Genomic DNA, 16126 nt, shown 5'->3' with positions numbered 1-16126 from the left:
CAATAATTACTCTTAATTAGTCTTAACAAGCGCCTTGCGGTTGCTGGTCAGGCGGCGCACCCTGGTCGCATTTTTTACACGCCAGCGTAGAACCCAGCATACCGGCGCGCCCCTCCGGTGTCGTTACCCAGGGCCGGTTTTGCCAGGGCGGATCGTGACGTACATGCTGGTTGTGGCCACAGGCCAGTTGCGCCACCCAATGATTTTCGTCGTCTCGATGAAAGCCGGTAATAGATTGTTGCATGCGGCGATTCGGTTCCAATTCAGGTTGCGCGCGTTTCTACGTTGTTGCCGCGGCACCTTCCAAATGGGCGCAATTGAGCTTTCTCTCGATTAACGCCGCACTTCGCCCGGCACGAAATATTAGCAAAACTCTCCGCCACCCAGGCTTTCCACCAGCGCGATTTGTTTCATCCGTCTGACGCATTTTCATCACTCTATTGAAATCTTCGGCGCCTAGGCTTGCGGCCCCATAAATGGCGCGCCCGTTCTCAATAGCATTTGACCGGTAATGAATTACTGGAGGCAAACGCTGCACACGGATAACTCAGAAAACTCAATTGGGGGATTTACCATGCAACTCAGCCGATTCTGTAAAACACCTCTCGCCGCACTGCTGGCGACTGTCTGCGGTACTGCCGCCGCCCAAACCACCGATATGCAGGCCAACGACGTTCAAACCAAAAGCGCAAGCGGAGTCGTTGAAGAAGTAATCGTCACCGCCCGTGCGGGTTCCGGCGAGTTGCACAAGGCGGATGCCAGCTATGCCATTTCCAGCCTGTCCGCAGACGACCTCAATGCCGCCAACCCGCGCAGCACGGCCGATATTCTCAAGTCTGTACCCGGTTTCTGGGTGGAGTCTTCCGGTGGTGAGGCCAGCAACAATATCCGTGCCCGTGGTATCCCGCGCGACGGCTACTCCTCGGTTTCCCTGCAGGAAAACGGCCTTGCCATCCAGCACGACGGCGGCCTCGGTTACCTCAATGCGGACCAGTCTTTCCGCCTGGACGAAACCATTGAGCGCGTAGAAATCGTGCGCGGTGGCCCCTCGGCGATCTTCGCCTCCAACGCACCGGGTGGCGTGGTGAACTTCATTACCCGCAAGCCCTACGATGCCGCCGAGAGCACCGTAAAAGTGGAAATGGGTGATTACGGCCACACCCGCGTTGATGGTTTTTACGGCCAGCCGGTGGGCGAAGACATGTTCGTTTCCGTCGGCGGTTTCTATCGCCAGAACGACGGCGTGCGCGACCCGGGCTTTACCGCCAACGACGGCGGCCAGATCCGCCTGAGCCTGGGCAAGCGCCTGGATGAAGGCGAACTGTTCTTCGACCTGAAACACATCAATGACAGCGTGGCCTTCCTGCTACCGGTTCCGCTCACCACCGACAGCAATGGTGATGTGGCGGCAATCCCCGGCTTCGATGCCAACTACGGCACCATGATGGGCCCGGAAGTGAAGCACAACACCTATCGCAACCTGGGCAACGGCTACGACTTCAACCTGGGCGACGGCACCCACACCGAGCTGACCCAGTTCACCTTCACCGCCGACCACAAACTCGGCGATTGGGACATGCACAACACGTTCCGCTACCGCGTCAGTGAAACCCTGCGCAACGGCCTCTTCCCCACCGGTGGTATCCAGACCGCCGAAGAGCGCCTGGCCGACTACGCCGCGCAGCTGGGCCTGCCCGATGCATCCGCGCTGGAAATCCGCTTCGCCAACGACTCATCGCAAACCTTTGATCTGGCCAACAACGCCCGCAACGGCCTGGTGCTGAACGGCAACCTGCTGTCCGTGGATGTACCGCTGGACGAAATGATCAATGATCTGCGCTTTACCCGCACCTTCGAGATCGGCACCCAGCAACACGACGTAGCATTCGGACTCTACTACGCCGATTTCGAATACGACTTTATCCGCTACATGGCCACCGGCATGTTTGAGGCCGCCGAGCAGGCGCGCCTGCTGGACGTTGTTGCCAATGTGGGCGGGCAGGAAGTTGCCATCACTGAAAACGGCATCCTGCGATACGGCTCCCTTTACAACAACGTACACGGCACCGGCGAAACCACTGCGCTGTATGCATCTGACGAGTGGCAAGTGAACGACCAGCTGCGCATCGACGGTGGCCTGCGCTACGAAATGATCGCGCTGGGTGGTTCCGTTGAAGGTACCCAGGTGGTCGACCTGCAGCAGAGTGCGAGCCTCGCCGACGACCAGTTCATCACCGGCAACGGCGAGTTCACCGCGATCGACCGCGAGTACAACGAATTCGCCTGGACCCTGGGCATGAACTACCAGTTCAGCGACAGCCTCGGCGCCTTCGCCCGTTACACGGATTCCTTCCGCGCGCCGAGCACCGGTGACTTCAACGGCAGCCCGGAGCGGGATGACCTACGCGTTGAGCCAATCATGATGATGGAAGGCGGCATCAAGCACACCAGCGAAATCTTCGACGTGTACGCGACCGCGTTCTACACCCACTTCGACAACATGCGCTTCACCGACTGGGTGTTCGATACCGCCAACAACGAGTACACCAGCCGCACCGCCTACGGCGATACCGAAACCCTCGGCCTGGAACTGGAAGCCAAGTTGCGCGTGAACGAACTCCTCGACTTCGGCGTAACCGCCACCCTGCAGTCGCCGGAATACAAAACCTTCGCGTTCACCCAAACCGACGGCACCACCAAAGACTACAGCGGCAACCAGCTGATCCGCGTACCGGAAATGTCTTTCCGCGGTGTTACCGGCGTCAACCTGCTGGACGACAAACTGCGCGGCGAGCTAGTAATGGAGCATTTTTCCGACCGCTACGCGGATACCGCCAACACCCAGGAACTGCCGGAATTCACCACCTGGTCGCTCAGCCTGCGCTACGACCTGAGCGAGCAGATGGCGCTGCAATTCAACGGCCACAACCTGACCAACGAAATCGGCCTCACCGAAGGCAACCCGCGCGCAGGACAGTTTGAAAGCGCCGAAGCGGGCCAGGAATTTTTCATGGCGCGCCCGATCCTCGGCCGCTCCTACACCGCGAGCGTTCGCTACAACTTTTAAGTTGAGCAGCCTTTCGGCTTAAAAATATTCCTCTCTATTCGCCCGCGCCCCCGCGCGGGCTTTTTTATTTGCGGATACGTCATATGTTTCACTCCAATATTGTGCGCGGGCTGGTCACCGGCCTGCTCTGTTTATGCGCTGTCGCTTCCCTGGCGCAGGAAGCGGACCTGCTGTTAACCGGCACCCTGTCCCGTGACGACCACCAGTCTTACCGGGAGATCCAGTTTACGGTGCCGGCGGGCACCGAGCGCATTACCGTCGAGTTCAGCTACGACCGCAGCGAGCGCACCACCGTGGATCTCGGCCTGTACGACAGCCAGCGCTTTCGCGGCTGGAGCGGCGGCAACAAAGCCCGCTTCACCCTGTCGGAAACCGACGCCACGCCATCGTACCTGCCCGGCCCGCTGCCCGCAGGTGAGTGGCGGCTGCTATTGGGCATTCCCAATATCCGTGACGGCGTGACCTCCGAATATGCCGCGCGAATCTATTTCCAGCGCGGCGCCGCCGCCCACAACCAGGGCTTTACCGAGCAACCGCTGGCAAACGCCCCCGGCTGGTACCGGGGCGAACTGCACGCACACAGCGGCCACAGCGATGGCCGCTGCACTCGCAACCGCCATGACGACAGCCGGCACCCCTGCCCCCTTGAGGAAAGCCTGCGCGCCGCCGAGGCCCGCGGCCTGGACTTTATTTCACTGACCGAACACAACGCGCGCTCACAGTACGGCGTACTGCGCGAACTGCAGCCCCACTACGAAAAACTGCTGTTGCTCCCCGGCCGCGAGATCACCACTTTTTACGGGCACGCCAACCTGTTCGGCACTACCGGGTTCGTAGATTTCCGGGTGACCGACGGCGACATCCGCCCGCTACAACAGGCTGTACAGCAGCTGGGGGGCGTTCTGTCGATCAACCACCCGGGCCTGCCCTCCGGGGAAGACTGCATGGGCTGCGGCTGGACCGCGCAAACCGACTACCGGCACATCACTGCAATGGAGGTGATCAATGGCTCCACCCTGAACAAGGCGCAGGGCAAAGTGGATCACCCCTACTCGGGCATCCCCTACTGGGAGAAGCTGCTGCAAAGGGGCTACCGGATCACCGCCATCGCCGGCAGCGACAACCACAACCCGACGGCGGCAACAGAATACGGGCACGGGGATATCGGCGCGCCGGCCACCGTGATCTACGCGCGCGAGCTCTCCCAAGCCGCACTGATGGCAGGCTTGAAGTCAGGGCGGGTGTTTATCGACCTGCAGCCGGAGCACAAGCGCACCTTCGAGATGCAAGCCAGTGCCGAGCGCGGCACGGCAGCGATGGGCGAAACGCTGGAAGTGGCCAGCGGGGAAACCGTGGAGATCACCCTCAACGCCCGCGGCGTGGACCAGCCACAATTCCGTCTGGTCACCGTCTTTGGTCGCGAAGACATCGCCGGTGTTCAGTCCGGCGGCCAGTGGCACGGGACTTTCCGCCTGCCGGTCACCGCGAACCTGAAATGGGCGCGGGCAGAAATCCGCGATGTGGACGGAAATTTGCAGGTACTGGGCAACCCGGTGTTTTTCACCGCCCGTTAACATCGGGGTCACAGGCGGCCCGACGTCAGTGGCCTACCGGTTCTGCCCTCCCGGTCAATATTTGGCCGGGTACAACCGCAGCCAAGGCCGCTCCCGGCTGATAGAATCGCCGCCCTGAGAACCCCCTTGTTTTAACCTGCTTTCCGGATCCAGTTGTACCCATGACCAAACTCAATCCCCGCCAGGCGGAAGCGGTAAAGTACATCGACGGCCCCTGTCTGGTGCTGGCCGGCGCCGGCTCCGGCAAGACCAGCGTGATCACCCGCAAGATCGCCTACCTGATTGAGGAATGCGGCTATCAGGCGCGCAATATTGCTGCCCTGACCTTTACCAACAAGGCTGCGCGGGAGATGAAGGAGCGAGTCGGCAAGCTGATAGTTGGCCCGGACGGCAAGAAGTCCAAGGCTTCCCACGGCCTGACCGTGTCCACCTTCCACAACCTGGGACTGAATATCCTGCGCAAGGAATACCGCGCGGCGGGCTTCAAACCGGGCTTTTCCATCTTCGATGCCGAGGATGCCCGCGGCCTGATCAAGGAGCTGATGCTGCGCGACGGCGACCTGGATACCGATCTGCTGGACCGGGTACAGAACCAGATCTCCAACTGGAAAAACGACATGCTCACCCCACGCAAGGCGCTGGAAGTGGCCCAGAGCCCGGGCGAGCAGGCAATGGCGGTGGCCTACGGGCGCTACTGCGACGCCCTCAAGGCGTATAACTCGGTCGACTTCGACGACCTGATCCTGATCCCGGTACAGCTGTTCGATACCGACCCGGAGCTGCTGCAGCGCTGGCGCAAGAAAATCCGCTACCTGCTGGTGGACGAATACCAGGACACCAACAGCTCCCAGTACCTGCTGGTGAAACTGCTGGTGGGCGGCCGCGGCGGCCTCACCGTGGTGGGCGACGACGACCAGTCGATCTACGCCTGGCGCGGCGCGCGCCCGGAAAATATGAGCCAGCTGAAGCAGGATTACCCCAACCTGCGCCTGATCAAGCTAGAGCAGAACTACCGCTCCACCAGCCGTATCCTCAAGGTGGCCAACCACCTGATCGCGCACAACCCGCACGAATTCGACAAGGCGCTGTGGTCCGATCGCGGCCTCGGCGACGAAATCCGCGTACTCAAGATGAATAATGAGAACGAGGAAGCCGAGCGGGTCGCCAACGAGATCTTTCTGCAGAAGGCCCGCCGCGGCGCCAAGTTCATGGATTTCGCGGTGCTCTACCGGGGCAACCACCAGGCGCGCCTGATTGAGATGAAGCTGCAGGAAAACCAGATTCCGTACCAGATGTCCGGCGGCACCAGCTTCTTTGCCCGTGCGGAGATCAAGGACGTGATGGCCTACCTGCGTCTGTTAGTTAACCCGGACGACGACAACGCCTTCCTGCGTATCATCAATACCCCGCGCCGCCAGATCGGCACCAGTAGCCTTGAAGCGCTGGGTAATTACGCCAAGGGCCGCGAGATCTCGATGCTGCGCGCCTGTTCCGAGATCGGCTTCAGGGAGCACATCACCGAGCAGGGCTATGAGCGCCTGGACCGTTTCGCCCACTGGCTGGAAGGCGTGGCCCGCAACTGCCGCGACAACAGCCCCGAATCCGCGTTGCGGGAAATGCTCGACGACATCGACTACGCCGGCTGGCTCAGCCAGAACGCCAGTAGCGAAAAAGTGGCCGAGAAGCGCATGGAAAACGTCTACTGGCTGCTGGATAGCCTGATGAAGACCATGGAAGGCACCGACGACGAGCTGGAGCAGGACGTGCGCCTGGAGCAGGCCATTTCCAAGCTGATCCTGCGCGACATGCTCGACCGCCAGGAAGAAGAGGAAGCCACCGACAAGGTCAGCCTGATGACCCTGCACGCGTCCAAGGGCCTGGAGTACCCGCACGTGTTCATGATCGGCATGGAGGAGAACCTGCTGCCGCACCGCAACAGCATCGAGGATGACAATATCGAGGAAGAGCGGCGCCTGACCTACGTGGGCATCACCCGCGCGCAGAAGACGCTGACCATGACCCTGGCGGGCAAGCGCAAGATGTTCGGCGAGAACCAGGACACCACCCCCAGCCGCTTCCTCGACGAACTGCCGCAGGATGACTGCGTGTTTGAGGGCTTTGGCAAGGCGACGCCGGAGCAGAACCAGGCCAAGGGGGAAGAGACGCTGGGCTCGTTGCTCAGCATGTTCGACTAACCGCCAAAGGTCATGCCGGACTCAATCCGGCACCCACCTCTGAAGCTGGATACCGGCCTTCGCCGGTATGACGATGTAGAGCATAGATTCCCCTCATCCCGGCCTTGAGCCGGGATCCAGGCATAAAACCAGGCACAAAAAAGGCCGCTCACTGAGCGGCCTTTTTTGTCGGCTTGAGTAAGCAGTCGCTTACTTGCTGTTCTCTACCATATGGTCAACAGCCGCCTTCACTTCGTCGTCGGAACAGGTCATACACAGACCTTTGGGCGGCATCGCGTTGAAGCCATTCAGCGCGTGGGTGTAGAGCGTATCCATACCCTTGGCTACGCGAGGGCCCCAGGCGCCAGCGTCACCGAACTTGGGTGCGCCAGCCGCGCCAGTGCCGTGACAGGCTGCACAGTGGCCAGAGTACACGTCAGCACCGCTGCGCGCGCCACCGGAAGAGGCTGCTGCTGCCGGCGCTGCCGCCGCGCACTCGTCGCCCTTCATGCAGGTCTTGCCCGCCGGCGCGATGCGCTCGGCAATCTGCTCGTCCACAGACTGGGCCACAGCTACCGCCGCGCCCGCTACCACGGCCAGGGCCGCTACGAAATTCAATACAACTTTCATCCATTCCCCCTAAAGGCCCCTAGCGGCCTGTAGATTCCGGCGTGTTGCCACTTACCTCTACAATTCAGCCGCGCATTATAAGCATAGCGCCGCCCCCTGCGAAGGCCCGAGCACAAATAGTGCCCATTAAACCCGGTTTCGGCGGGCGCACCACGCCACCAATCCCCTACTCCCAGCCGGGTGCGCGGGAACATTAACAGGTAGACTGCGATGCCTGAGTGAGAGTACAGAGACCTCCACATGAAAAAAATCTGTGTTTACTGCGGCTCCAGCCCCGGGCGCCGGCCAGAATACCTCGCCGCCACCGAGGCCCTGGCGGAGGAACTGGTGCGGCGGGATATCGGCCTGGTATACGGGGGCGCCGGTATCGGCATCATGGGCGCGATGGCGGATGCCGTGGTTGCGCGCGGCGGTCATGTTACTGGCATCATTCCCCACGCCCTCGCCAACCGGGAAGTTGTCCACAGCGGCCTCAATGAGCTGCGGGTGGTCGGCTCCATGCACGAGCGCAAGGCGCTGATGGAGGACGTCTCCGACGGCTTCATCGCCCTGCCCGGCGGGCTCGGCACCCTGGAGGAACTGTTCGAGATCCTCACCTGGTCGCAACTGGGCTTCCATCGCAAACCCTGCGGGTTGTTGAACGTGGCTGGCTACTATGACGGCCTGATCAGGTTCCTCGATCACACGGTGGCGGAGGAGCTGGTGGCGGACCAATATAGAAAGATGCTGCTGCAGGCAGAAGACCCGGCGCAACTGCTCACGCAGATGGAAAACTACCAGGCCCCGGCGATGGATGAGCGCCTGTCGAAAAGCGCGCGCTGAGTGATAAGTTGGCGGTCGCACATTACGCGACCGCATTCGGGAAAACCCGCTATTTGCCTTCCACGGTATAGGGCATCTGGTCCCGGTAGGTCTCCCAATCGCTGACCAGGGTGTCCACCACGCGGCTGCCGACGCGGTAGGCGCTTTCCAGTGACAATTGCAGGCCGGCGTAATCCTCGCCCTCGCTCAGCAGACTTTCCGCCGCGGTCATACCCGGATGCGGTACGGTGAAGTTGCTCGCGGTGCGCAGCACCATCAAACGCTCGTAGTCGGCCTTGCCTGCGCGATCCAGGTAAAACAGAGACTGTGCCGTGCCGGTGTCTTCCATTGCAGAGGAAACGAAGCTCCCCTGCCCTTCGCTCCAGTAATCCACCCACCGGTTGGCCCAGCGGTTCAGGTAGTCGCCATGCCAGAAGGTCATGCCGGCAAGGTTGTCCCCCTTCAGCACAAACGGTTTGCGCTGCGCATTGGGAAACTCGGTGAACGCCTTGCGGTTCTCGGCGATGGTGTCGTCATCCCCGAGGTCGATATCCTTGGTCAGCTGATAGGCCCACTCGGTGAGTTCACCATTGATGCGGAATACTTCGCCCTGATTCAGCGGCCGTTTTTCCGGATAAGGCCCCTTGCTGAACAGCGGGAAAATACCGGTGGACCAGTCTTCCGGCAGTTCACGGCTGTCGATCTCGTGCATCAGGTCACCGTCTACCAGCCATTCCGCCCAGGCCGCGGAGCCGATGGACGCGTCCGCCGGATCGAAACCGGAAATACCGGCCACCAGCCAATAGGCCTTGCTCAGGTCAAAACGTGGGTCCAGTCCCAGCGCCATCACCGCCGACGACGATTTGTTGGTGCCCATACCGGTCACCATACCCAGCACCCCGGTTTCCGGGTTCAGGAACAGGTCGTGGTGTGACTGGGGAAACGGGAAGCGCTGGCTCAGGTTCTGGCGCTCTTTCCACAGCTGGAATTCCCCCGCGGTATCGCCTTCGTCCTCACCGATTTCAAACATATTGACCACGACCACTTTTACCGGGATCGCACGGGAAGATTGTGGGCCCGGTTTTTCCTCCGAGTTTTCCACCTTATTTTCACAGCCAGCCAGGGCAAACAGGGAAAACAAAACGGAAATCGCTGCGCGACGGCAGAAGGTTTTTTTCAACATCATTTTTCTCTTGGTATTTTTCGACTTTATGTTCAGTTGGCGGCCGCGAGCGGCGTGGAATACTCACACAGCTCGTACTGCTTGCAGGTAAAACTGTGGCTGCGGGGCACAACATCCCCCAGCGACGCCATGCCCCGGCGCTGGAACCGAGACTTGAAACGCGCAAGGCGTGCTTCGTAATCCTTCAGCAATTTCTGTTTGGTCTCGTCATCCACAAAACTGTGCTGCAGGGAGTTGCGGGCCAGGGAAGTCAGCTCCTCCCAGGACAGGTTGAACTCCTTTACCGCGACAAAATATTCATCGGTCATATTGGAATCCCACATGCCGCGGTCATCGGTAGACAGCGCCACCGGGATACCCATGCGCAGGTACTCGGGGAAAGGATGCTGGCTGTAGTCGTCCACGTAGTCCAGCAGCAGGTTGCTGATCAGGTTGATCTCCACCAGGTAGTTGCTGTTGCGCATCAGCAGCATGGTGTCCGGGTCGCTGACCAGGTTAACGCCGTGACCGATCCGGGTGGCACCCAGCAACAGGGTGTCGCGCACGTGGTGATTGGGTTCATCCACCTCGCCCGCATGAATGGACAGCGGCACTCCGGGGATATCCCGGCGCAGCTTGCGCAGGGTGGGCAGGAAGCGCAGCGGGTGGCCTTTGTCGTTATCTTCGCGACCGACCATATTGATGCCCACAAACAGGTCCCGGTTCTGGTCGACAAAGCGATAGATCCACTCCAGGTCTTCCTCGGCATTGCCGATAAACCGTAACAGGTAATACTGCATACGCGCGGTCACACCGGTCGCGACCGCGTCGGGCTCCGCCAGCCGCTTGCGGAAAATGTCTGCAACTTCATCCGGGGCAAAGGCGCTGCCATCGGGATGGCTATAGAAGCGGGTACCCTCCATGGTCTCGAGGTAGGTGAGTCCTTCGCGGGCAAACGCCTGCATGTTTTTCACCAGCATCTCGGCATTGATATAGGGGTTATGCCCCAGGTCATTGAGGCGCTGCCAGTGGGTCTGGAAAAACTCCTCGCGTCCCTCGTGCGCCTTGTCCAGTCGCAGGCTGTCCAGCCACGCCGCTTTTTCCCGCGTATCCAGCGCGTCGATTTTTTTGTATTCACCCTTTTCACAATCGGAAAGCGCCGCGTAACTCGACGACTGCAGATTGCGGAAATACATCAGGTAAGGGGCGCGACCGAACATATCCTGGCCGTAGCCAACACAGTTGTTAATGCGCACGCGGGTGTAATACTCATAGCCACCATTCAGTGTTTTGTTGGTGGCCAGCTCGTACCACCACTCGCTGAAATTGGAACCGGTGAGATGGTTGTGCAGGTCGCCACCCTTGGGCAGCGCGTAGAGAAAACGGTAGAGGTCGCGGTCGTCGGCAGAGGTTTTGAATTCCTCGAACCAGTTTTCGACGGCACTGGCCGCCGGGCTCAGCATGCATAAAAGCAGGCTCGTACAAAGGCCTAATGCAGGGAAAATCGTCGGTTTCGATCGGTACGCTGTGGTCAAAATCTAGCTCCGGCAGCAGGACAAATAATAAACCCGGCGAAAGAATCTACCGGGTTAATGTGGCGATCGTGTGGCCGCCCGCGCGGGCATTGATGCTTTGCCGGCACGGACGGATATTCAGCAACACTCCAATATCGGTCAGAAGTTCTTGCGGAATTCCACACCGAGAATACGAGGATCGTTGACGAAACCGGTCAGGTTGTTGAAGTCGATCTGGCCTTTGATGTTTTCCTCGTCGGTGATGTTGCGCCCAAAGAAAGCCACTTCGTAATCACCGGAGAAGCTGGTGTAACCGGCGCGCAGGCCACCCTCGAACTGGTTGTCGATGGTGTACTCCTCCGCGGTATACAGCGCGAGGTGGGTTTCACCCTGGTAAGCCCAGTCGGTGTAGAAGAAGGCTTCACCGTCATTGCCTACCGGCAGGCTGTAGCGCAGGGTGAAATTGAATACGCTTTCCGGTGCCGACTGGAACGAGTTGCCGTCGATCATGGCAAGGCCGTCGGTGGTCAGCGGGTTGGTGACCGTACACTGGCCAGAGCCACAGGGCGCAGTGGTGAGGTCCGCATCCTGGATTTCGGTATCGGCAAATCCGGCACCGGCAGTAACCAGCAGGTTCTCGTTGACCACCCACTCCAGGTCCACTTCAAAGCCTGTGCCCACACCCTTGTCGGCGTTCAGCAGTCGGTTGAAGTTGCCACCACCGCCGACGGCGGTGAGCTGGATATCGTCGATCTGGTAGTAGAACAGCGCGGTGTTGAGGCGCAGGGTATCTTCCAGCAGGTCCGCCTTGTAACCCACCTCGAACGAAGTGATGGTTTCGGAATCCGCCACCGACGGGCTGCCTTCGAAGGCCACGTCACGGGCCTGAATGGACTGCGCGCGGAAGCCTTCGGCCAGGCGCACATACACGCTGGCGTCATCATTCAGCGCATAGTTGAGGCTGGTCTCCCAGCTCAGCTGGTCATCGTCGATCTTGACCGGGTCGTAGTCCTGAATGCTGGCGGCACCGATCACCGCCGCGAAGCCATCCACGTTCTGGTCACCCACCACCAGGGATTTTTCATCGTAGGTGTAGCGTAGGCCCACAGTACCAGTCAGGGCTTCAGTAAAGTCGTAGGAAGTCTGGCCAAACAAAGCCCAGGAGGTGTTGGCGTGGCTGACGGTAGTTGCGCCATAGAAGCCATCGATGCTGGTGACGTCCAGGTCGGAGTCATAGTAGAAACCGCCCAGCTGCCACTGCAATGGATCGGATGTGTTGCTGGCGAGGCGGACTTCCTGGGTCACCTGGGATACGTCCGCGGTGTCTTCGGTAACGGCACCGAACGGAATAAAGCCGGGGCCATCGCCAGCCACGCCGCCATCGATATCGCCCTTACTGGAGCCGTCGGCGCTCTCGTAGGCAGTAATGCTGCTCAGCGTCATGCCGTCCAGGTCCCACTCCAGCTTCAGGGAAGACCCGGCGCTCTCGTATTTCTGCGGGTTATTGTCGCCGTCATCGTAGTAGACCGCGTCGCGGTCAAACGTATTGTTCAGCTGGCCCTGTTCGCCCTGTTCATAAATATTTGCGCGGAACACGCTGGCAGTGCCGTCGAGATCGCGCTGGTGCACATTCAGCAATGCGCTGAAATCTTCGCTGGGGGTCCACAGCAACTGTCCGCGCACAGCCAGTTCGGTAAAGCCACCCATCGCGTCCTGTTCGCCGGTATAGGTGTTATCAATCCAGTCGCCGCGCTCCTGGCGCAGCATGGAAACGCGGCCCGCGAGCTTGCCGTCGATCAGGGCACCGCCAAAGGCGCCTTCCACATTCGCGGTACCCAGTTCGCCAGCACCCACCTTCATATAGCCGTCGTTTTCCATGGTGGGTTTGCGGCTGTCGAACTTGACGATACCGGCGGTGGTGTTGCGCCCGAACAGAGTGCCCTGCGGGCCGCGCACCACTTCCACCTGCTCCACGTCGAAGATCGGGAAGCTCTTCAGCACTACGTTTTCCTGCACCACATCGTCGAAGATGATGGATACCGGCTGTGAGGCGGCAAGGTCGAAATCGGAGTTACCGAGGCCGCGAATATAGAAGCGCGGTGCCGCGCGGCCGTTGGAGGACTCGGCATACAGGTTCGGCACCCGCGCCGCCAGTGCGAGGATGTCGTCACCCGCGGAGAATATGCTGTCGAAGCGCTCACCGGACAGTGCCGCCACCGAAATCGGCACTTCCTGCAGGCCTTCTGCACGTTTCTGTGCGGTAACCGTGACTTCCTCGAGCACCGCCGGTTTGCGTTTTGCTTCGATATCCTCCGCTGCAACGGCCCAGGCCGGCAGTGTTGCGGCGATGGCGGTGGCGAGGAGAGAGGGGGTGATTGCCTTGCTCATTGATCAGTGTCCTTTGCGCAAACCGAGTGCCTGAACAGGCAGCCGGTGGTCTTCAGTTCTCGTTTTGCTTCTTATATGTGGAATATCCCGATAACCAGAAGAGCAACGAGCGTGCCAAAAATTAACCGATCAGTCAGATTGTCTAACGGCGCCACCGACCAGTGAATAACAGGCCAATCCGCACCTTCACCGCGCAATTTCCCCCACTCACCATTGGTGAAGCTGCACCGAAATACACCAAATGCCCCTGAAAACCCTCAATCTCGCACTGTTTTTAGGCTTCCACTTTTATTTCGCTAGTGAACGTTGTGCCGATATGCCACTGCCTCGCGACGGGCGATGGAGCCTGTGTTTCGCTCTATAACTAGCCCGGCACGGGCCTCCCACACCATTTGAAGCATTTCGACGCCACCGCAACCAATTTCTGACAGCTTGGTCAGGTTTTGGCACATTTTGTGCGAATCAGTGTTCGGCGCGTCCACGATGGCGCAAGCGAGTTCTGGCCGGGATGTTTTGATGGCCTGCAATCCAATCCTCAAAAACACCAAGGTGACCGAACCCATGTACCGCTCCATTCTCAACGCCGTATCCCAGGCGCGCTCCCCACTCAGCGTGGCCATTGCCCTCGCGATCACACCCGCTGTCCTGCATGCCAACCAACTGGAAGAAGTGACCGTGGTTGCAGAAAAGCGCAGTGAGAGTTTGCAGGACCTTTCCCAGGCCGTAACGGCGCTTTCCAGCAATGACCTGGAAACCAAGGGCATCGAATCGTTTGTGGACCTGAGCGGTGTGGCACCGGGCGTTACCGTGGCCAAGAATGAGGGCTACAAAACCGTGATTTCGATTCGCGGGGTGGGTAACGAGGCCAACCAGAACGCCATTGCCAACCCGTCGGTTTCCTACCATATGGACGGCATCTACATCGCATCCCCGTTTGCATTGCAGACCGACTTTATCGATGTAGAGCGTATCGAGGTGCTGCGCGGGCCCCAGGGTACTCTGTTCGGCCAGAACTCCACCGGTGGCGCGATCAATGTGATCAGCCGCGCGCCCTCTACAGAGGCATTTTCCGGCAAGGTGGATACCACTCTCGGCAGCTACAGCCTGCAGAAGGTACGCGCGTCGATCAATGTGCCGCTTTCCGATGTTGTGGCCATGCGCACCTCTGTGACCAGTGCCAGCCGCGATGGCTATTCGAAGAATGTCCTCAACGGCCAGGAACTGGACGATATGGACAATCTGAGCCTGCGCACCGACTGGCTGTTCAACCTGTCTGACAGCGCGAGCCTGCGGGTCTTCGGCCAGGCGTTCGACGAAGACGCCAACGGTGCGGCGATCAAGGGCATCGACGACCCGACCCCGGACGAGCGCAAACTCGCCCAGGACACCCGCTCCAAATACACACTCGAGTCGCGCATTGTCGGCGCCATTCTGGAAACCGACCTGGGCGCGGCTTCCCTGAAGACGTTGGGCAGCTGGCAGAAAGACGACATCCTGGTGGTACGCGATAACGACCGCCATTCCTATGCAGTAACCCCGGAATACACGATCAGTGCCTTCGACCCGGAAACCTCCGTAGTCGAAACCCGCACCCTGGAAGTAAACGTGATCTCCAACGAGCCGCTGTTCGATAAGGTGGACTGGATTGTCGGCGCCTTCTATCTGGATACCGAGCTGGAAAACCATATCCGTGAGGAGCTGGATGCAAACGGCAATGGCACACTGGACGGCTACCCCACCACCTTTCCAGATGTGTTCGCCGGCGATGTCGGCTTTATTTCCGACGCCTTCCCCACCCGGGAATCCCTGTCGCTGTATGGCCAGACCACCTTCTACGCCAGCGACACCACACGCCTGATCACCGGCCTGCGCTACACCGAGGACGAGGTGTACAGCGAGGTCTCCAACTTTTTCGTGCCGTCGCCGGATATCATCGAGGCTGACACCGACGTAGTCACCGGCCGCCTGGCCCTGGAACACGACCTCAGCGAAGCGGCGATGCTGTATGGCTCCTACACCCGCGGCTTCAAGCCCGGCGGCAGCAACCTTACCTACGGCAATAGCGAAGACGGCTCTCCCGCACTGGTGGATCCCACCTTTGACGATGAAACCATCGATGCCTTCGAGCTCGGCGTGAAAGCGGAACTGCTCGGCGGCCTGTTGCGTACCAACCTGGCTTCTTTCTATTACCGGTACGACAACCTGCAGTTCCAGGCCACCGACCCGGACATCTTCCAGGGCGGTGTAGCCAATATCCCGGAATCCGAGATCTACGGTGCCGAACTCGAAGTGACCGCCCTGCTCGGTAGCGCCTGGCTGCTGGACCTCAAACTTGCGGCGATCGAATCCGAAATCACCTCCGACTTCGACGCCCTCGATAACGTTGCCGTAAGCGGGACCTTTTTCGGCGATGAACTGCTGCGCTACAACAGCCGCGAGAATGTGAACGGCAACGAGCTGGCCAAGACCCCGGGCACCACCGCTGACCTGAGCCTGCAATACTCCAGCACCTTTGAATCCGGCACCGCCTTCACCGGCACCCTGCAATACACCTACCGCGGCAGCTTCAGCCAGCGCATCTTTGAAAACCCAGCGGTGGATAAGGTACCCGCCTACAACCTGGTCAACGCCGTAGCGGCCTTCGACCTTGCCAACAACTGGGGCTTCGACCTGATGGCCATGAACCTGTTCGATGAGGACGGGGTCAACTCCCGCATGAGCGACGTGTTTGGTGTCAATGCTACCGGTGTGGAACTGATCCCACCGCGCCAGCTGATGGCCCGTGCACGCTACCAGTTCTGACCCTTTCCCCTCAC

Annotated in this window: 10 protein-coding genes; 5 read left to right on the top strand and 5 right to left on the bottom strand. The window is 59.9% G+C overall.

The features are described 5' to 3' along the window. Positions 1 to 22: 22 nt before the first annotated feature. The gene (locus tag LC093_RS18740; RefSeq protein WP_226668501.1) at positions 23 to 244 is read right to left on the bottom strand and encodes a DUF3565 domain-containing protein; all 222 of its coding nucleotides are present in this window, start codon (positions 242 to 244) and stop codon (positions 23 to 25) included. 330 nt (positions 245 to 574) lie between these two features. Between LC093_RS18740 and LC093_RS18735 the strand changes: the two genes are divergently transcribed. The 3 genes from LC093_RS18735 to rep all read left to right on the top strand — a co-directional run bounded on the left by LC093_RS18735 (position 575) and on the right by rep (position 6836). Then, the gene (locus tag LC093_RS18735) at positions 575 to 3067 is read left to right on the top strand and encodes a TonB-dependent receptor (RefSeq protein ID WP_226668498.1); all 2493 of its coding nucleotides are present in this window, start codon (positions 575 to 577) and stop codon (positions 3065 to 3067) included. An 83-nt stretch (positions 3068 to 3150) separates the two neighbouring features. After that, positions 3151 to 4641 carry a CehA/McbA family metallohydrolase gene (locus tag LC093_RS18730; RefSeq protein WP_226668496.1) on the top strand — a complete coding sequence of 497 codons (1491 nt, stop codon included), beginning with the start codon at positions 3151 to 3153 and terminating at the stop codon, positions 4639 to 4641. Positions 4642 to 4802: 161 nt separating this feature from the next. Next, the gene (rep, locus tag LC093_RS18725) at positions 4803 to 6836 is read left to right on the top strand and encodes a DNA helicase Rep (RefSeq protein WP_226668493.1); all 2034 of its coding nucleotides are present in this window, start codon (positions 4803 to 4805) and stop codon (positions 6834 to 6836) included. A 189-nt stretch (positions 6837 to 7025) separates the two neighbouring features. Here the strand turns inward: rep and LC093_RS18720 are convergent, their stop codons facing one another. Then, positions 7026 to 7445, bottom strand: coding sequence for a c-type cytochrome (locus LC093_RS18720; RefSeq protein WP_226668491.1), 420 nt, complete (start codon positions 7443 to 7445; stop codon positions 7026 to 7028). 240 nt (positions 7446 to 7685) lie between these two features. On the opposite strand from LC093_RS18720, the gene LC093_RS18715 reads away from it, so the two are divergent. After that, positions 7686 to 8267, top strand: coding sequence for a TIGR00730 family Rossman fold protein (locus LC093_RS18715; protein WP_226668489.1), 582 nt, complete (start codon positions 7686 to 7688; stop codon positions 8265 to 8267). Between the two features lie 49 nt (positions 8268 to 8316). Here LC093_RS18715 and LC093_RS18710 read toward each other — a convergent pair whose 3' ends face one another. From LC093_RS18710 to LC093_RS18700, 3 genes are all read right to left on the bottom strand, one after another. Continuing rightward, positions 8317 to 9432 (bottom strand): purine nucleoside permease, encoded by a 1116-nt coding sequence (locus LC093_RS18710; protein ID WP_226668486.1) that lies wholly within the window; start codon positions 9430 to 9432, stop codon positions 8317 to 8319. A gap of 29 nt (positions 9433 to 9461) precedes the next feature. Next, positions 9462 to 10871, bottom strand: a complete 1410-nt coding sequence (locus LC093_RS18705) for an adenosine deaminase family protein (RefSeq protein ID WP_226668482.1) — start codon at positions 10869 to 10871, stop codon at positions 9462 to 9464. A gap of 210 nt (positions 10872 to 11081) precedes the next feature. Further along, positions 11082 to 13310 carry a TonB-dependent receptor gene (locus LC093_RS18700; RefSeq protein ID WP_226668479.1) on the bottom strand — a complete coding sequence of 743 codons (2229 nt, stop codon included), beginning with the start codon at positions 13308 to 13310 and terminating at the stop codon, positions 11082 to 11084. Between the two features lie 516 nt (positions 13311 to 13826). Here LC093_RS18700 and LC093_RS18695 point away from each other — a divergent pair. Continuing rightward, positions 13827 to 16112: a TonB-dependent receptor gene (locus LC093_RS18695; RefSeq protein ID WP_226668476.1), complete on the top strand. Its 2286-nt coding sequence runs from the start codon at positions 13827 to 13829 to the stop codon at positions 16110 to 16112. Positions 16113 to 16126 lie beyond the last annotated feature (14 nt).

Origin of the sequence: Microbulbifer aggregans, from assembly GCF_020524005.1 — a bacterium.
Classification (GTDB): domain Bacteria; phylum Pseudomonadota; class Gammaproteobacteria; order Pseudomonadales; family Cellvibrionaceae; genus Microbulbifer; species Microbulbifer aggregans_A.
This window is presented reverse-complemented; position numbering and strand designations above follow the sequence as displayed.